Origin of the sequence: Marinomonas sp. FW-1 (genome assembly GCF_005222245.1) — a bacterium.
GTDB classification, from domain to species: Bacteria; Pseudomonadota; Gammaproteobacteria; order Pseudomonadales; family Marinomonadaceae; genus Marinomonas; species Marinomonas alcarazii.
In genome coordinates, this window is sequence record NZ_CP025987.1 from 95,169 (window position 1) to 112,391 (window position 17,223).

Annotated in this window: 15 protein-coding genes; 12 read left to right on the forward strand and 3 right to left on the reverse strand. The window is 44.6% G+C overall.

Annotation, left to right across the window (positions count from 1 at the left end; translation table 11 throughout):
• Window positions 1-193: 193 nt before the first annotated feature.
• On the reverse strand, window positions 194-1,315 hold the full coding sequence (locus C1X04_RS00425; protein WP_137168872.1) for a hypothetical protein: 1,122 nt from the start codon (window positions 1,313-1,315) through the stop codon (window positions 194-196).
• Window positions 1,316-1,560: 245 nt separating this feature from the next.
• The gene (locus C1X04_RS00430) at window positions 1,561-2,211 is read right to left on the reverse strand and encodes a pyridoxamine 5'-phosphate oxidase family protein (RefSeq protein WP_110576400.1); all 651 of its coding nucleotides are present in this window, start codon (window positions 2,209-2,211) and stop codon (window positions 1,561-1,563) included.
• A gap of 105 nt (window positions 2,212-2,316) precedes the next feature.
• Here C1X04_RS00430 and C1X04_RS00435 point away from each other — a divergent pair, with 105 nt between their 5' ends.
• The 7 genes from C1X04_RS00435 to C1X04_RS00465 all read left to right on the forward strand — a co-directional run bounded on the left by C1X04_RS00435 (window position 2,317) and on the right by C1X04_RS00465 (window position 11,330).
• Window positions 2,317-3,792 carry a PLP-dependent aminotransferase family protein gene (locus C1X04_RS00435; RefSeq protein WP_137168873.1) on the forward strand — a complete coding sequence of 492 codons (1,476 nt, stop codon included), beginning with the start codon at window positions 2,317-2,319 and terminating at the stop codon, window positions 3,790-3,792.
• A gap of 776 nt (window positions 3,793-4,568) precedes the next feature.
• A complete protein-coding gene (gene cyoA, locus C1X04_RS00440) occupies window positions 4,569-5,612 on the forward strand; it encodes a ubiquinol oxidase subunit II (protein WP_137168874.1) in 1,044 nt (347 codons plus the stop codon).
• Window positions 5,612-7,591: a cytochrome o ubiquinol oxidase subunit I gene (gene cyoB, locus C1X04_RS00445; protein ID WP_110576409.1), complete on the forward strand. Its 1,980-nt coding sequence runs from the start codon at window positions 5,612-5,614 to the stop codon at window positions 7,589-7,591. The genes cyoA and cyoB overlap by 1 nt, the downstream gene beginning before the upstream one ends.
• Before the next feature lie 2 nt (window positions 7,592-7,593).
• Complete coding sequence (cyoC, locus tag C1X04_RS00450) at window positions 7,594-8,217, forward strand: cytochrome o ubiquinol oxidase subunit III (RefSeq protein ID WP_110576411.1); 624 nt, start codon at window positions 7,594-7,596, stop codon at window positions 8,215-8,217.
• Entirely contained in the window at window positions 8,217-8,537 is a 321-nt protein-coding gene (cyoD, locus tag C1X04_RS00455; RefSeq protein WP_110576413.1) for a cytochrome o ubiquinol oxidase subunit IV, read from the forward strand. Before cyoC ends, cyoD begins: the two co-directional genes overlap by 1 nt.
• 71 nt (window positions 8,538-8,608) lie before the next feature.
• Complete coding sequence (gene cyoE / locus C1X04_RS00460) at window positions 8,609-9,499, forward strand: heme o synthase (RefSeq protein ID WP_110576415.1); 891 nt, start codon at window positions 8,609-8,611, stop codon at window positions 9,497-9,499.
• 166 nt (window positions 9,500-9,665) lie between these two features.
• Window positions 9,666-11,330: a tannase/feruloyl esterase family alpha/beta hydrolase gene (locus C1X04_RS00465; RefSeq protein ID WP_137168875.1), complete on the forward strand. Its 1,665-nt coding sequence runs from the start codon at window positions 9,666-9,668 to the stop codon at window positions 11,328-11,330.
• Window positions 11,331-11,343: 13 nt separating this feature from the next.
• On the opposite strand, the gene C1X04_RS00470 is transcribed toward C1X04_RS00465, so the two are convergent.
• Window positions 11,344-12,093, reverse strand: a complete 750-nt coding sequence (locus C1X04_RS00470; RefSeq protein WP_137168876.1) for an SDR family oxidoreductase — start codon at window positions 12,091-12,093, stop codon at window positions 11,344-11,346.
• A 204-nt stretch (window positions 12,094-12,297) separates the two neighbouring features.
• Between C1X04_RS00470 and C1X04_RS00475 the strand changes: the two genes are divergently transcribed.
• The 5 genes from C1X04_RS00475 to C1X04_RS00495 all read left to right on the forward strand — a co-directional run bounded on the left by C1X04_RS00475 (window position 12,298) and on the right by C1X04_RS00495 (window position 17,183).
• Window positions 12,298-12,729, forward strand: coding sequence for a MarR family winged helix-turn-helix transcriptional regulator (locus tag C1X04_RS00475; RefSeq protein ID WP_137168877.1), 432 nt, complete (start codon window positions 12,298-12,300; stop codon window positions 12,727-12,729).
• A gap of 22 nt (window positions 12,730-12,751) precedes the next feature.
• The gene (locus C1X04_RS00480) at window positions 12,752-13,816 is read left to right on the forward strand and encodes an HlyD family secretion protein (protein WP_137168878.1); all 1,065 of its coding nucleotides are present in this window, start codon (window positions 12,752-12,754) and stop codon (window positions 13,814-13,816) included.
• Between the two features lie 10 nt (window positions 13,817-13,826).
• Window positions 13,827-15,353: a DHA2 family efflux MFS transporter permease subunit gene (locus C1X04_RS00485; RefSeq protein ID WP_110576425.1), complete on the forward strand. Its 1,527-nt coding sequence runs from the start codon at window positions 13,827-13,829 to the stop codon at window positions 15,351-15,353.
• A 170-nt stretch (window positions 15,354-15,523) separates the two neighbouring features.
• Window positions 15,524-16,132 (forward strand): gamma-glutamylcyclotransferase family protein, encoded by a 609-nt coding sequence (locus C1X04_RS00490; protein ID WP_110576427.1) that lies wholly within the window; start codon window positions 15,524-15,526, stop codon window positions 16,130-16,132.
• Window positions 16,122-17,183: a class I SAM-dependent methyltransferase gene (locus C1X04_RS00495; protein ID WP_110576429.1), complete on the forward strand. Its 1,062-nt coding sequence runs from the start codon at window positions 16,122-16,124 to the stop codon at window positions 17,181-17,183. The genes C1X04_RS00490 and C1X04_RS00495 overlap by 11 nt, the downstream gene beginning before the upstream one ends.
• Window positions 17,184-17,223: the final 40 nt, after the last annotated feature.

The window sequence follows — 17,223 nt, forward strand, 5'->3', positions numbered from 1 at the left end:
ATTGTTTTATTGTTCGTGGGTTGAATATTGGAAAGATTTTTTTGATAAAAAGACCTTTCCAAGAAACGCGCGGAGTCGTAAAAAAGTGTGCAAGGGTAGCGATTTTACGGAAAACCGCAAGAAAAAAACCACTTCCATGCACATAAAAAGTGCATAAAAGTGGTTGGGGGGTTGTAGGTGTTTGCTGTTTGAATTAGTTTGCTAAGTAGTTATGTCCTTGATTTAGCGATAAATAAATTTCATTTCTCAGTTCGTTAGCGAGACGAGTTGGTACGCTTTTGGTTGGATGACGCAAACTAATTCGTAACAGTAAATTGACATGTGAAGGCGTCATTCCTAGCCTTTCTACCGCTGATTTTGGTAACTGTTGGTATTGTGTTCGAGATAAAAGTTTAAGCTCTTCTAGCCAATGGGCTTGTTCTCCTAAGGCGATACGAACTTGATCGCCGATAATGTCCATATCGCAATTTTGGTCCACCACAATCGAAATATCTCGCTCGGCTTTCGGTTGTCGCGAGACGGGCCGCCAAGGGGATAAATCGAGCATTTGTTGCTCAATCCGTGGATCTGCATCTCGAAGCAATCGAATGTCGGGAATGCCTTTGCGCAGCATCAGTATTCTATCCAATCCTAACCCAATGGCGACGCCAGTATAGTCATTTTCTGGCCAACCATTTCTGGTTAATAAGTCTGGATCTATATTGCCGCACTCGCCTACTTCAATTAGATTTTGATCTTCTACAGCGTCTAGCTGAGTGCCATTCATGGTGTAAGGATGCGGCGATTTGGATTGTTGTACGACATGATTCGGTAACAAGGTTTTCATCAGCGCTGAAATGGATTCTTTCAATATCTGATTGTCTTCTGCTTGATGTTTTGGCAATACAATCCAGATGTCCAGTTGATGAGGTTCTGCGCAATGCCAGCGATCAATGCAGTCGCGACGATAAACCAATCCGTGACTGATTATCCCGACAGACTCCGGTCGCAGACTTTGCCAACTTTTTAACCAGGTTGGCACAGTACTGGATGTTTGCGTGCGTAGCATTAAGCTATTTGAAATATAGCGACTGTAGCGAGCGTCTCTTGATGCTCCATCGGTCGGATAACCGAGGGCGTCGTAGTTTTCGTAGACTGGCACGATAGGATTAGCATTTACACGTTGTAAGTAACAAGGCCAAAGTGATGAAACTGCGGTTTCAGCTTCGCTAATGAGTTGCTGCATGGCATGCATGCCGTGACAAGGGTTGCTCAGGTCACGTAGAGACAGTGCGTGAAGTAATTGTTCGTGGGTTAGATAGTTGTGCGTAGACATAATAAAGCTCCATAAATCCAAGATAAAAAATTCAATGCAATCTTTTTGGATTCCTCCGAGTCAGGACTCGGAGAGAGCTTGTCTTTGAAAGGTTATTTCAGAAAGAGCAAAGCCGCCGCGTCCAGTTTAGGGACTCGGAGGCTGATAAATCGATGTGATCGTGCAATAAGATACGTCATGATTTTGATACTAGCAGGCTCGATTAGGAGGGACAAGATCCTTTGGTGCAGATCTTGTCCCTGAGGTTAAAAAGCATCGGGAGCCTTGGGTGCTGGATAGTGCGCCGTTTGAATAGGATCTTGTTCAACGTCACCCCAGCGTCTTTCTAGAGGCATAACACCTGCCCACACAGGCCAGTTGTTATCGGCTGGATCATCGATTGGTGGTTCTGCTCGGAATTTGACCGAGGCTTCGTCGATCTTGATGCGCACGACGCCAGTGGCTTTGATCTCTTGATCGTTGACCGGGCGTAGAGTTTCCCAGCGTCCAGGGCTGACTTTGTCTAAGAAAAGTTTGAACTGGCGCACTTTTTCATCTTTATCGTCGATCAATTCCGGCACCCCAAATAAGGTCACAGAGCGATAATTCACCGAATGGTGCATGGCGGAACGAGCTAAAACCAAGCCATCTAATAAGCTCACGTTAATGCAGACCTTTTCCGGCTTGTCGATTGGGCCTTTCACATTGCGCGCTTTAGAGTGAGCGTGCCAGTAGAAGTAGTCGCCTTCGCGCCAATGGCTCGTTGGCGTAACAAAAACTTGGCCATCTTTGGTTTGCCCGACGTGACACATTAGCGCGGCATCAATAATGTCTAGCGCTAGGTCTTTATCATAGGAGGCTCTGTTCGGCCCTCTTTTCACTTTGCTTAATGCTGTTTCTTCGAGTGACTGGCCCATGCATTCTTCCCTTGAGTCTTGTTGAGGTGTTGGCTATAACAAGACTTTAAGAAAATCTGGCTTTTATAAAAATAGCCAGAATCAATATAAAAAAGCAGGCCAGATATGAAGCACGGTATAGGCAGTGTGCGCTTTTCACTTGATGACGAAGGCGCTCCTTATTACCAACAGTTGATTGAGCAAATCCAGCAAGGCATTGTTTCGGGAGCGTTATCTGTGGGTGACAAATTACCCTCCTCGCGTTTGCTCGCTGGTTCGTTGGGTGTTTCACGCAGTACTACGTCGCGAGCTTATGATCAGTTAATTGCGGAAGGCATTTTAACCAGCGAAGAAAAGCGTGGTGTGTTTGTTGCTGCGTTGCCCATGGTGAATCAGAGTGTGACAAAACAATTCAGAGCGGATTTCTTATCACGTAGTACATTATCTACAAAATGGGCGTTTGATTCTGGTGCTGATGTGTCTGTTTTTCCTACTAAGGAATGGGCGGCCAGTATGCGACGCAGTTGGCTAAATCCAGACATGACTGTATTGCAAGGTGGTTATGCGACAGGGTACCCGGATTTAAAAGCCGAAATAGCCGATTATTTGTATCGTGTTCGCGGCCTTGATTGCTCGGCAGAGCAAATTATTGTCACGGCTGGCAGTCGGGATTCGCTGTTTTTATTACAGCATGCCATTACAGCGTTGGAAGGGGCTGCTGGCTCGTCAATGAAATGGTGGTTTGAAGAGCCTACTTACCCGCCGATTCGCCAAGCCATTTCTGCATCGGTCAAAACGGGCGATCTCTATATTGATGACGATGGGCCATGCTTACCAGAAAGTGAACAAATTTCAAATGTGGCGATTGTCACGCCAAATCGGCAATACCCTCTTGGCGTTAATATCAGTGTGGCGCGACGTCAGCAATGGTTGCAAGCGCTGCACAATGACTCTTCAAGCTGGTGGTTGGTAGAAGACGATTACGATAATGAGTTTATTTACCAAGGCCGCAGTAATGTACCTTTTATGCAAACGGCGAGTATGCATGAACAGGCTCGTGATCGCGTGTTCTTCGTGGGGAGTTTTTCGAAAGTGCTGTTTCGTGGCTTGCGGCTTGGTTTTATTGTCGCTCCGACAAGGCATGTTGCGGCATTGCATAAAAGTCAGCGAGTGCTGGGGACGTCTGCTTCGTTACCTATGCAGCCTGCTGTCGCGGATTTTATGCAACAAGGTCACTTTAATCGCCATGTAAATAAGATGCGTCGCCATTATCGTTTTAAACGGGATTTCCTAATTCAGCTGCTTGAGAGACAGTTAGGCGTTTGGTTTGAATGGAGAAAGCCGCGAGGGGGGATGCATGTCTTAATAATACTGAAATCCTCTGTTGTATCTGCTTTGTCTTCGAAGACGCCATTGGATCAACATATAGCGCAGGATCTTGCGCAACAAGGCATCGAGCTTTCGCCTCTGTCCTCACATTATAGTGACGCTCATTGTGCTTCACGTTTGGGCTTTTTATTGGGCTTTAGTGGTGCGAAAGATGAAACTATGGTGCACATTGTTGTCGCATTGGAGCATTGGTTTAAGAAAAAACTGGGATAAAGTAGGATTTGCAAATTGTAAAGAAATCGTCTTTTAAGGGCGTTGCTCTTTGGATGAGAGCAAAAAGCAGAGATTTTCCTTTGCTTAGAATGTGAATTTTTATAAAAAGACAGTGAAGCAAAGAAGAACAAAGGCTAAACTACGCTTTGTGTGGTTGCTTAAATTTTGCTATATTTCGCCCACTTGAATTCGTATGAAGCGAGTAAAGACGGCATTTACACTTTTGTTTTTATGAATCGGATGGATAAATTGAACAATTTTCAAGACATTTTGCATCATTTTATGCATACAGTATCCAGCGTCTTGGCGGATTCTTTACGCCCTGTGATAGCTGTGTCTTGCTTGTTCGTGTGTTTCTTTATATTTACAGCCGCTCCTTCCTTTGCAGATAACCTAAGCGTTATCAGTTCAGACCTTATTTTTAAAGCAGGGCTACTTTTTAGCCTTGTTTTTATCACTCTATTATTGGTTAGTTATTGGCCCGTTATGACCAATATCAACCCTGCTCGCCAGAAAATGGCCTTCTCTTTAGTTCATGTTGCTCCTAATGAGCAAGCAAGTCGTGCTGAGGCCCGACGCATGTTGAGATGTAGAGCTCCCTTTTTCAGATTTAGGTGATCCAAAAAAATCATTACTGCGTTAATAGTATTAACTTAGTAATGGTTTTTGTGCTGTTCTCAGTATGGTGATCTTTACTGAAATACCCGGCATTAGCCGGATTTTCGTTCTGTTGCTTGATATTCAAGTGGCAGTTTTGTGAACCTCGGGGTTAGAGGATGATTCTCTTGTTAACTCGTATCCTAAGTAAAGTCGCTTTGGCGCTAATGGTGGGCTTGCTCGCCGGTTGTCAGGGTGGTGTGCTCGATCCTAAAGGGCAAGTTGGTATTGAAGAGAAGCAGCTAATTATAGTTGCGACTTTGTTGATGCTGCTTGTAGTAATTCCTGTCATCTTCATGACACTGTATTTCGCTTGGAAATACCGTGAAGGTCGTGACGAGATCTACGAACCAAAATGGTCACACTCCACAAAAATTGAAACTATTGTTTGGTCTATTCCAATTGTGATCGTCATCATCCTTGGTGTGATTACATGGAAATCAACCCATTCATTGGATCCTTACAAACCTTTGAAGTCGGATAAAGATCATATCAACGTTCAGGTCGTTTCGATGAACTGGAAGTGGTTGTTTATCTATCCGGATCTTGGCATTGCTACCGTGAATGAATTGCGATTCCCTGCAAACGTTCCTGTTGCGTTCCAAATTTCATCTGAAGGCACGATGAACTCGTTCTTCATTCCTCAATTGGGTAGCCAAATTTACTCAATGGCGGGAATGGTGACTAAGCTTCATTTGATTGCAAATGAGCCTGGTTCATTTGACGGTATGTCAGCAAACTACAGTGGTGCCGGCTTCTCTGGAATGAAGTTCAAAGCAATCGCTACACCAACAGAAGCAGATTTCGATGCTTGGGTTGAGGGCGTTAAAGCTGGAACTCATGATGTCATCAATAATGGCGTCTTGAATCAAGCATCCTATGAGAAACTTGCTGAACATGAAATCGATGCGCATCACGTTGAGCCAACACCTGTTCAATATTACAACTCGATTGAATCAAGCATCTTTATGGACAATGTTATGAAGTTCATGAAAGATCACGGCAAAGTTGAGTTGCTTGAAGGAACTGTTTTTGATTCTAAAATGATTCACGATAATTCAGCTCACGGTGAAATGAACCATGGCGAAATGAATCAAAGTGATATGAATCATGGCGAGTCTCAAGACTCATCGCATGATATGCATATGGAGGCTGAAAAATAATGTCTGCACTCTTAGGCAAACTATCGTGGGACGCTCTTCCATACGATCCGATCGTTATCACCACTTTGTGTGTGGTTGCGGTTTTGGGTTGCGTGGTCGCCTTCCTAGTTATTAAAAACAAATTGCTTGGTGTACTCTGGAATGATTGGTTGACGTCAGTTGACCATAAAAAACTGGGTATTATGTACATCGTTCTAGCATTTGTGATGTTGCTGCGTGGTTTTGCGGATGCAATCATGATGCGTTTGCAGCTTGCACTTGCAACGAACGGTGACCCTGGTTATCTACCTCCAAGTCACTACGACCAAATCTTTACGGCACACGGTGTCATCATGATCATCTTTATGGCTATGCCATTTATGATCGGCTTGATGAACATCATTGTACCGCTACAGATTGGTGCTCGTGACGTTGCCTTCCCGTTCTTGAACAACCTTAGTTTCTGGCTAGCGGTTTCTGGTGCGGTATTGATCAACATCTCTTTGGGTCTTGGTGAGTTTGCTAAAACTGGTTGGGTAGCTTATCCACCATTGGCTGGCTTGCAATACAGTCCGGGGGTTGGTGTTGACTACTATATATGGGCACTCCAGATATCCGGTATTGGTACGACATTAACGGCTGTTAACTTTTTGGCGACAGTATTCAAAATGCGTACTCCAGGCATGAAATTGATGGATATGCCGATCTTCACTTGGACCTGTACTTGGGCCAACATTTTGATCGCAGCATCTTTCCCAATTTTGACTGCTGTACTAGCAATGCTAACGCTTGACCGTTACTTAGACTTCCACTTCTTTACGAATGATGGCGGCGGTAACTCAATGATGTATATCAACTTGTTCTGGGCTTGGGGTCACCCTGAGGTGTACATTCTTGTACTTCCAGCATTTGGTATCTTCTCTGAAATTGTGTCTACCTTCACTGGTAAGCGTTTGTTCGGCTACAAATCTATGGTTTGGGCGACAGCTTCGATTTCCATTCTTGGTTTCATCGTATGGCTTCACCACTTCTTTACCATGGGTTCCAGCGCGAACGTTAATGCCTTCTTCGGTATTATGACTATGATCATTGCCGTACCGACAGGTGTGAAACTATTTAACTGGTTGTTCACTATGTACCGTGGTCGCCTTCGTGTGACTGTGCCGGTTCTTTGGACTCTTGGTTTCATGGTGACCTTCACCGTTGGTGGTATGACAGGCGTTCTACTTGCTGTACCTGGCGCTGACTATGTATTGCACAACAGCCTATTCTTGATTGCTCACTTCCACAACACCATCATTGGTGGCGCGGTATTCGGCTATCTAGCTGGTTTCACGTTCTGGTTCCCTAAAGCAATGGGCTTCCACCTAAATGTGAAATTGGGTAAAGCGGCGTTCTGGTGCTGGTTAGTTGGTTTCTTCTTAGCCTTCATGCCATTGTACGTTTTGGGCTTCCTAGGTATGACTCGTCGTCTTAACCACACGGATAACCCAGATTGGAACATTTGGTTGTACATCGCTCTTGTTGGTGCTTTTGTTATCATGGCGGGTATTATTTGCCAGTTGCTACAATTGTACGTCAGCTTCCGCGATCGCAAGCAAAACTTGGATACGACTGGTGATCCATGGAATGGTCATACGCTAGAGTGGTCTACGGCTTCTCCGCCACAGTTCTACAACTTTGCTGAACTTCCAGTTGTGTCTGATATCGATGCTTTCACTGATATGAAAGAGAAAGGCACTGCTTACGTTCGTAAAGCAAGCTATGCCCCTATCCACATGCCTAAGAATACTAAGGCTGGGATTATCATCGGTGCTCTTATTACAGCATTTGGTTTTGCAATGATCTGGCATATTTGGTGGTTAGCAATCGTTGGCTTGGTAGGTTCTATCGTGACCTTTATTGCTCGCGCCTACACCAAAGATGTTGATTACTATGTTCAGCCTGATGAAATCGCTCAGATCGAAAATGAGCATCTAGATAACGTGGCTAAGGGGTAATCATGAGCACTACACATATGAATACGCACGACGCTCACGAAGCTGGTGCACACCACGACGAGCACCACGATACTGGTGGCAACACCGTATTCGGGTTCTGGTTATACCTAATGACAGACTGCTTGCTTTTTGCATCAGTCTTCGCTACCTACGCTGTGCTCTTTATGAACACAGCAGGTGGTGTCTCTGGTAAAGAGATTTTTGATCTTGAGCTAATCCTAGCAGGAACGGCTGCGTTACTTGTTTCAAGTATCACATTCGGTTTTGCGATGATTTGTGCTCATAACAAAAATCGTTCAGGCACGTTAATGTGGTTGCTGGCGACCTTTATTTTTGGTGGTGTGTTTATAGCCCTAGAAATATATGAATTTCAGCATTTGATCCATAATGGTAACGGCCCTCAAGCCAGTGCATTCTTGTCAGCGTTTTTTAGCCTTGTTGGATTACATGGTTTGCACGTTACAGCTGGTTTGATTTGGATGGTTATTCTAGCTGTCGAAATCATAGTTACAGGATTAACAAGCCGATCATTGACTCGTTTGTCTTGCCTAAGCTTGTTCTGGCACTTTTTGGATATTATCTGGATTTGTGTTTTCACCGTTGTTTATCTGATGGGGGCGATCTAATGAGCGATCATTCTTCTGAAGCGCACTCACACGGTAGTGTTAAGTCTTATATCATTGGGTTTATCTGGTCCGTTATTTTGACTGGTATTCCGTTTTGGATGGTTATGACAGAAGCGTTTGATAAAGGTCCAACTTATATCACAATCGTTGTGTTGGCTGTTATTCAGATCTTTGTTCACTTGAAGTACTTCCTTCATTTGGACTTCTCTGAACAAGGCAAGTTGGACACTTATTCATTCATCTTTTCTGCAGTAATCATTGTGATGGTTGTCGCGTTGTCCGTATGGATTATCTACGCTTCCAACGCAATGATGATGTAAGCAGAGTTGTTTGATGATTATGCGGACTTCTTTCATGATAAGTGATACGTGTCCGATGGGAGCCCATAAAAATGTTTAAGCGTTATCTTCAGGTGACTAAGCCTGGCATCATTATGGGCAACCTCATCTCTGTTGCGGGGGGCTTCTTTTTAGCCTCTCGTGGCGAGATTGATTGGATTCTTATGCTAGCGACAGTCATTGGCTTGTCGTTGGTAGTTGCTTCTGGCTGTGCCATTAACAACTATGTTGATAGAGATATTGATGCAAAAATGCAGCGCACGCGTAACCGTGTGACGGTGAATGGTGAAATGTCAGGTAAAGCGGCATTCTTCCATGGCGTTGTATTAGGTGTAATTGGTTTGGCTTTATTGTCGTATTTTACGAACTGGGTCGCGGTTGCTTTCGCGGTATTTGGTTACGTAGTTTACGTCGGCTTATATACATTGTACTTCAAGCGTAAGTCCGTTTATGGCACGTTTGTTGGTAGTTTATCAGGCGCGGTTCCTCCAGTTGTAGGGTATTGCGCTGCAGCAGGTCAGTTTGATGCTGGTGCTGCTATTTTGTTAACTATGTTTTGTATTTGGCAAATGCCACATTCTTACGCGATTGCTATCTTTCGCTATAAAGATTACGAAGCAGCAGGTATTCCTGTTTTGCCAGTGTCACAAGGCATTGCAAAGGCAAAACGCCATATTATTCTTCATATCGCCGCCTTTGCGGTTGTTGCGGCCTTATTACCGCTAACAGGATATGTCGGGATAGGCTTTATGGTGGTTGCTCTGGCGACTAGCCTTTGGTGGCTTGCAATGGCGTTACGAGGCTACCGTCCTGGTATAGATGTGAATGGTTGGGCACGACAAGTGTTCTTCTTTTCTATCATTACGGTAACTGCGCTAAGTGTGACTATGGCAGTGGATTTTAATGAAGTTTCACCTAACTTATTGGTGTTCAGCGCTCATTAATTCACGCTTATCAAAACGGGCTTTTAGCCCGTTTTTTATTTCTCTTCCCCATCTTGATAACTTTCTATTTTTTTCATTATTGGTTATTTTGAATACTTGCCTATGGCATCTCATCGTTAAGTGTGACTTTTCGATTTGGCACCTAGTATCAAAAAGGACGATTTGAATGAAATTGCTTTCTGCTTTGACGACATCTATTGCTGTTTGGCTTATTTTTGCGGCAAACCCTATTTATGCGAATGTAGAGAATTGCCAAGCGCTCGTCACAAAAGCACCTAAAAATGTAGACATTAAGACAGTAATGATAAGGGCTGATAGAGATGTTCGAAGTCCTTATTGTTTAGTCTCTGGCGTTATGGCTCGTCGTATGGGTGTCGATAACAAATTTTATTCGATCAAATTTGAGTTACGTTTGCCGAGCTTCTGGCAAGGCCGCTTTGCTTATCAATTTAATGGTGGCAACGACGGAGTGGTAAAGCCTGCATTAGGTAAAATTACAGGTCTGGTTAACGCTCAATATGCTATTAACCAAGGTTTTGCGGTGGTTTCAAGCAATGGTGGCCACGATGCACAAGCTTACCCTGAAATGGGGCTAGCTGGCGGTGCGGCGTTTGGTCATGATCCTGAGGCTCGTCGAGATTACGGCTATAGTGCTGTGCAAAAGCTCAACCCTGTAGCGCGATCCTTAGTTGAAAGTTATTACCAATCTCCGATTCGATATGCTTACGGGCTTGGGCAGTCTAACGGTGGTCGTATGGCGATGGTGGCTGCGTCTCGGTTCCCTGAGATGTTTGATGGATTGCTAGTTGGCTATCCCGGCTTTAATTTACCCAAAGCAGCCTTACAGCATGCTTGGGACATTCAGGCTTTACGTCGTGTCGACGATGATATCAGTCAGGCTTTGAGTCAGCGGGATTTAGAGTTTTTTACTAATCAGCTACTCACTCAATGCGATAAATTAGACGGTGTTAACGATGATTTGATTTTCGCAGTGGATGCTTGTCAAAAAATATTTAATCCAAAGGCATTGGTTTGTAAGAGTGATCTAGATAGAGATTGCCTGCCATTAAATAAAGTTGCGGCATTGATGCGTATGCACATGGGCCCACATAATTCTAAAAACCAAGCGCTGTATACTGATTGGGTTTATGACAGCGGTATTCGTTCTAATAATTGGCGTATGTGGAGGCTGGAAAGTAATATTTCAGCGTGGAGCAATAAGCCAATTAGTTTAGTCATGGGCGGTGCTTCCCTAGCGCATATTTTCACGACTCCTTACGCCAATGTGGCCGGCGATGTGTATTCTTTGGAAAACTATTTATTGAACTTTGATTTTGATAAAGATGCACCGAAAATCTTTTCGACGAATAGTCAATTTAAAGAATCTGCGATGTCGTTCATGACTCCGCCTGATGCCGCTAAGCCAAAACTAACAGGGTTTCGCAACCACGGTGGGAAAATGATTATTTTCCATGGCAATAGTGACCCTGTTTTCTCTGTAAAAGACACTGTACGCTGGTATGATTTCTTGGACTTTGCTCTTGAAGGGCGAGCCTCTGAGTTCGTACGTTTATATCGTGTTCCAGGAATGCCTCATGGACAAGGTGGTTTATCTGTCGATCAGTTTGATATGCTTCAACCGCTTATTGCGTGGGTAGAGCGTAAAAATGCGCCTCAAAGTATCGTGGCGGCAACGCGTTTGAATAACCCAGAAATCACAGCGCGTATGGCTGGATTAACTCGCCCTCTTTGTCCTTACCCATCCTATGCGAGATATCGACAAGGCAGTTTGCAGAAGGCGAGTTCCTTTCAGTGTGTCGTGAGTAAATAAACTATGCCGCTGTTTAGCGGCCACCACCGACATCAATAAAACCGCCCGTGGTGTAGCTGGATTTGTCGCTTAGTAGCCATAAAATGGCCTCTGCGACTTCCTCTGGCTGACCGCCACGCTGCAAAGGCAATGTAGGGCCTATGCGGTCAACACGGGCAGCTTCGCCTCCGTCGGCGTGCATGTCTGTATAAATCAAGCCTGGTCGCACGACGTTGACGCGTATGCCATCTCCTGCCACTTCTAAGGCAAAGCCTTTCGAAAATGAATCGATAGCCCCTTTGCTGGCGGCGTAGTCTACGTACTCATTGGGTGACCCATAAACAGAGGCAAGCGACGACACATTGACGATAGCCCCGCCTTGACCGCCACAGCTCACAGCCATGTCCTGAAACGCCGCTTTGCAACAATGCATGGTGCCAAACACATTCGTTTCGAAGATGCGTTGCCAGCGCTCTGCTTGAGTATCAACAAAGCGTGCTTGCTTATCGAGTATGCCCGCACTATTCACTAAAGCATCAATCCTTCCCCATTTTTCTTTGATCAAAGAAAACATTGCACGAACTTCTTCCTCCTTACTGATATCAGCCTGAATACAATACGCTTCACCTCCTAAGGCAAGAATATCCGCTGCCACTTGCTCAGCTGCGTCTACGTCTTTTCTATAGTTGATCACGACTCGATAGCCTTGCTTGGCTGCCAGTATTGCGCTGGCTGCTCCAATACCTCTGCCGCCACCTGTTACTAAGAGGGTTAGTTTTTTCATGAAATGTCCTTTTTATTATCCGATCATCCGTTAACGATACTATGCTCCTCTGGTCGAAACCAGTTGGTCCTTGCCTATGAATTAAGGAAGCAGTCCATGGCGTTATAGTTAGATTAAGGAATCATTTGTCAGATTGATTAGGTGGCGTTGAATATAGTAAGTAATGTATATAATAATTATAGGGTATTAATTTTGGTGATATAAATGCAGACACAAAATCTCGGTTTTCTTTTGACAGATATCATTCGGCTGATGCGTCGGGAATACACAAAAAGCAATTTAGAAATGACGCCTATGCAGGCAAGAGCATTGGTTTATGTTGCCCGTAGCGAAGGTATTCGACAGGTTGCTTTAGCTGAAATGTTAGATATCCAGCCAATTACGCTTGCTCGTCTTATCGATCAATTAGCGCAGGATAACCTCGTTGAGCGTCGACCTGATCCAACTGATAGACGAGCCTATGGTTTGTATTTAACGGATCAAGCTTGTCCGTTGTTAGAGAAAATTGACGAGGAAGTTAAGCGAGTTCAAGAGAAAGCCTTGCAAGGTTTAACAGAAGAACAAGCCAGCGCTATGTTGAACGCTTTACTCATTGTGCACACAAATTTATCAACCGATTTGCCTAATATAGACTAATGTACCCGGAGAAATACCCACTATGAGTGAGCAAGAAACAACCCCAGCATTACCAAAGCATGTTGCAAAGCGTAAAACGCGCCGAGCTTTGTTAGTGGTATTACCTTTGGTTGTCGTTGTGGCATCGGCCTATATTTATATGAAAGGCGGCCGCTATGTAGAGACTGATAATGCCTATATTCAGTCCGATATAACGACGATAAACACCGAAGTATCTGGGCCTATTCAGTTCATTGCTGTTAAAGAAAACGAAAAAGTTTCCAAAGGCCAGTTGTTATTTAGTATTGATGCTACGCCATTCAAAGTTGCGGAAGCCAAAGCACAAGCTCAGCTTCAGCAAGTCAGATTGAATATCTTGGAACAAAAAGCCGCATACGAAGAGAAAAAAGCGGAGATTAATCAAGCTGAGAACGAGTTCGCTTTTAACCAACGAGAAGAAAAACGTCAGGCCAATCTATTAAAGCAAAAGTTCATTTCTGATACTCAGTTTGACCAAGCGAAACAAGCGGCAGAAGTCAGCGAGCTTAAGGTCGCGACATTGAAAAAAGATTTATTCCGTTTGAAAGAAGCGTTGGGCGGAGACCCTAGTGCGCCACTGGAAGACCATCCAAGTTATCAAGCCGCTCAAGCGGCACTAGATGAAGCAAGAATCAACCTTGGTCACGTTAATGTTAGAGCGCCAGCATCTGGCGTGGTCGCTAAGGTTCCTAATAGCGGAGAGTATGTAACGGCAGGTTCCACCTCTATGGTATTGGTGTCTGATCAACAGCAATGGATTGCTGCGAACTTTACCGAAAAAGATCTGACCTATGTTCAGCCTGGTCAAGAAGTTGAAATCGAAGTAGATGCCTATCCTGGAGTATCCTTGCATGGCAAGGTTGAAAGCATTAGTCCTGCAACAGGTGCGAGTTTTTCCGTTATTCCTGCCGAAAATGCCACGGGTAATTGGGTGAAAATAGTGCAGCGACTCACGGTGAAAGTATCCGTGAATGAGGCACAAGACACTCCCGTGTTGCGTACAGGCTTTAGTGCAAATGTCACCATAGATACAGAACATCATCGACGTTTGCTCGGTGTAGCTTTGTGAGGCGATAGTTATGGCGGCAACACAAAGCGTACAACCTAGAGACGCTGGCACAACTCGTATCATGATTACGATATCCGTCATGCTGGCCACCATCATGCAAGCGTTAGACACCACGATTGCTAACGTTGCATTGCCGAACATGAAAGGGGCAATGGGAACGACTCAAGATCAGATTTCTTGGGTTTTAACGTCTTACATTGTTGCGGCTGCGATTTGTATGCCTCTGACAGGTATTGTGTCTGCCAAGATTGGTCGTAAGCGATTGTTTATGTGGTCTGTGGTTGGCTTTACCGTGGCTTCAATCTTATGTGGTGCAGCACAATCTTTAGATCAAATCGTCTTCTTTCGGTTGTTACAAGGGGTCTTTGGGGCAAGCTTAGTGCCTTTGTCACAATCCGTATTACTGGATACTTATCCTAAAGAGAAGCACGGCTCAGCAATGGCTATGTGGGGTGTCGGTGTTATGGTTGGGCCAATATTAGGCCCGTACCTTGGCGGTCTTCTGACGGAATATTACAGTTGGCGCTGGGTGTTTTATATCAATGTGCCGTTCGGCATCGTTGCATGGCTGGGGTTGGCTGGCTTCTTAGAAGAGTCTCCTTTGGATAAAAAACGCAGCTTTGACCTTTATGGTTTTGTGTTACTTGGCATTGCCATCGGCAGTTTGCAGATGATGCTTGATAGAGGGGAATCTCAAAGCTGGTTTGAAAGCCTAGAAGTGATTATAGAGGGTATGCTGGCTGTTGTTTGTGGTTATATGTTTTTGGTGCATATTTTTACCCATGATCATCCGTTTATTGACCCTAAGATGTTCCATGATCGAAACTTCAGTGTTGGCATGGTGTTTATCTTTATCGTTGGGGTAATCCTATTGTCATCAATGGCATTATTGCCGCCCTTTATGAGTTCTTTGATGGGCTACCCTGTGGTCGACATAGGGGCCATTTTAGCACCGCGTGGCTTTGGTACCATGGGGGCGATGATAATTGTCGGGCGTTTAGCAAACAAAGTGGATGCACGTTATTTCATTACGTTAGGTTTGGCACTAATCACCTTGTCTATGTGGGAAATGACCCTGTTTACGACAGAAATCACTGCATGGGACATCATACGTACAGGTATGGTTCAGGGGGTTGGTTTAGGCTTTATTTTTGTGCCGTTATCCACCATTAGCTTTGCCACATTAAATCCTAAATACCGTAATGAAGGTACGGCTATGTTTAGCTTGTTGCGTAACATTGGTAGCAGCATTGGCATCTCGGTGGTAACAACCTATTTAGCGCAACGTTCGCAAATTAACCATGCGGCATTTGCAGACTATATCAACCCATTTAACCTTGGGCTGCAAATGGCTCAAGAAAGTGGGGCATATAATACTGCCACGACAGCGGGCTTGGCGGCGTTAAATCAAGTTGTGACCGTTCAGGCGACGACGCTGGCGTACTTGCAAGATTTTCGTCTAATGATGTGGGTAACCGTTGCGGCAGTACCTTTGGTTTTTCTACTGAAAAGTCCTGCGAAAAAGTCACCCGCTTAAATAGACAGCAACAACTCTAGATCGCACCTAAATAGCCCTGATTTTTCAGGGCTTTTTTATTCTCACTAGCGCCTTTTAGTAGGGCGTCATATTGATCAATTTGGACATAAGCTAGCACTGTCTAGAGGCACACGTTATCATGCGATAACTGGTTCTGTATGGAGGTGAATATGAGCTCATTAGATCGACATTTTATTTTGGGCTATGGCAGCCTAATCAATGGAGAAAGCCGCGCAAAAACAGGAGAAACTGGTAACGTATGGCCAGTGAAACTTCATGGTTTTGAACGCCATTGGTCAGTGATGTCTGTCGATTACGGAATGAGTTCAGTGGCTGTTGTTCATGCTCCAGAAAAAGCCTGCAATGGGGTTTTGGTTGAAGTGCCTTTTGATCAATTTCCCTTGTTCGATGAACGTGAGCGAGGTTATCAGCGAGCACAGATTGATGCTGAGCAACTTACCACCTACCAAGATGAGCCACTTCCAGCGGGCACTTATTGGGTTTATCACACCCATGATGTGGTAGAACCGCATCAGGAATGCCCAATTGCTTTGAGCTATCTGGATGTTATTCTGTCTGGCTGTTTGGAGCATGGTGATGCGTTTACACAGGACTTTTTAGTCTTAACTCAAGGTTGGACGTCGCCTTTGCTAAATGACCGACAAGCGCCACGTTACCCAAGAGTACAACCCGATCTTCCTACAGAGCGCTTAAATAATTTACTCGCACCTGTAACCACCCTTTCTATTAAAGAGCTATCTGTAACTTATGAATCTTAACTCGACGAGCCAATTACTGGCGCGCAACGAAGAAGAATTGGTTGGCAAGATTTTATTTGCTAACCCTGAAGACACTTACCCATTGGAACTGAGCAGAAAGGCGGATGTATCTGCTTGGTGCCAATCTAAAACTTTTTACGATGCTCTGTTGCGAGTCGGCTTTGTAGAGGAAAAGTTATTCCTGTCTGCTCAATGGGCATTGGAAAATGGCAGTGATTTTGATCATGTCGTGATTTATCAGCCAAAAGCCAAAGAGTTGCTTGATTACCTGATTGCAGCGGTTTTGCCTGTACTAAAAGAGGGTGGTCAGATTTGGCTGGTGGGCGACAATAAGAGTGGCGTGAAATCCTCTATGAAGCGTTTAGAGGCTGGTTTAGATGAAGTAGGTAAGGTTGACGGGGCCAAACATTGTTTGCTTTACACCGGCTACAAGCGTCGCCCTGCGAAGCCATTTGTATTCGAAGATTGGATTGTGACTTGGCAACAAGACGTCGCAGGACAAACGTTAACTTTGTGCAGTTTGCCGGGCGTTTTTGGCCATGGCAAGCTTGATAAAGGCACGGGCATTTTGTTGAACCAACTAAATGAACATCGTTTCATGAGCGATGTCGCCAGTGCGCGTATACTCGACTTCGGCTGTGGTGATGGCATCATTTCACTTTGGTTGCATAACAAAACAGGCGCACGCATTACCGCTCTAGATGACAGTGTATTAGCCTTGAAAGCGACCGAACTGACTTTTGCTGCTAACCAAATCAGCGACGCAGTGACTTTGATCGCTTCAAATGGCTTGAGTGAAGTAAAAGGCCGCTTTAACTATGTTGTGACAAATCCGCCGTTTCATACGGGGGTCAATACCGACTACAGCATAGCGGAAAGCTTCTTTATGACGGTTAAGCAGCACCTTACCTTAAATGGTGAATTATTTGTGGTTGCCAACGATTTCTTGCGTTACCCGCCAATTTTAGATGCGGCGCTGGGGTCTCATACTCGTCTGTATCGAGACAAAGGCTTTGCTATTTACCATGGCCGCCAACCAAAGAAAAAATAACGTTATAGGCTTTTGCACAACAAAAAACGCCCATTTGTGA

Coding starts and splice junctions, on each gene's coding strand:
- C1X04_RS00430 (WP_110576400.1), bottom strand. CDS start 2,211: ATGGGCCAGTCACTCGAAGAAACAGCATTAAGCAAAGTGAAAAGAGGG.
- C1X04_RS00470 (WP_137168876.1), bottom strand. CDS start 12,093: ATGAAAAAACTAACCCTCTTAGTAACAGGTGGCGGCAGAGGTATTGGA.
- C1X04_RS00425 (WP_137168872.1), bottom strand. CDS start 1,315: ATGTCTACGCACAACTATCTAACCCACGAACAATTACTTCACGCACTG.
- C1X04_RS00490 (WP_110576427.1), top strand. CDS start 15,524: ATGAGCTCATTAGATCGACATTTTATTTTGGGCTATGGCAGCCTAATC.
- C1X04_RS00480 (WP_137168878.1), top strand. CDS start 12,752: ATGAGTGAGCAAGAAACAACCCCAGCATTACCAAAGCATGTTGCAAAG.
- cyoD (WP_110576413.1), top strand. CDS start 8,217: ATGAGCGATCATTCTTCTGAAGCGCACTCACACGGTAGTGTTAAGTCT.
- cyoC (WP_110576411.1), top strand. CDS start 7,594: ATGAGCACTACACATATGAATACGCACGACGCTCACGAAGCTGGTGCA.
- cyoA (WP_137168874.1), top strand. CDS start 4,569: ATGATTCTCTTGTTAACTCGTATCCTAAGTAAAGTCGCTTTGGCGCTA.
- C1X04_RS00475 (WP_137168877.1), top strand. CDS start 12,298: ATGCAGACACAAAATCTCGGTTTTCTTTTGACAGATATCATTCGGCTG.
- C1X04_RS00435 (WP_137168873.1), top strand. CDS start 2,317: ATGAAGCACGGTATAGGCAGTGTGCGCTTTTCACTTGATGACGAAGGC.
- C1X04_RS00465 (WP_137168875.1), top strand. CDS start 9,666: ATGAAATTGCTTTCTGCTTTGACGACATCTATTGCTGTTTGGCTTATT.
- C1X04_RS00485 (WP_110576425.1), top strand. CDS start 13,827: ATGGCGGCAACACAAAGCGTACAACCTAGAGACGCTGGCACAACTCGT.
- cyoE (WP_110576415.1), top strand. CDS start 8,609: ATGTTTAAGCGTTATCTTCAGGTGACTAAGCCTGGCATCATTATGGGC.
- C1X04_RS00495 (WP_110576429.1), top strand. CDS start 16,122: ATGAATCTTAACTCGACGAGCCAATTACTGGCGCGCAACGAAGAAGAA.
- cyoB (WP_110576409.1), top strand. CDS start 5,612: ATGTCTGCACTCTTAGGCAAACTATCGTGGGACGCTCTTCCATACGAT.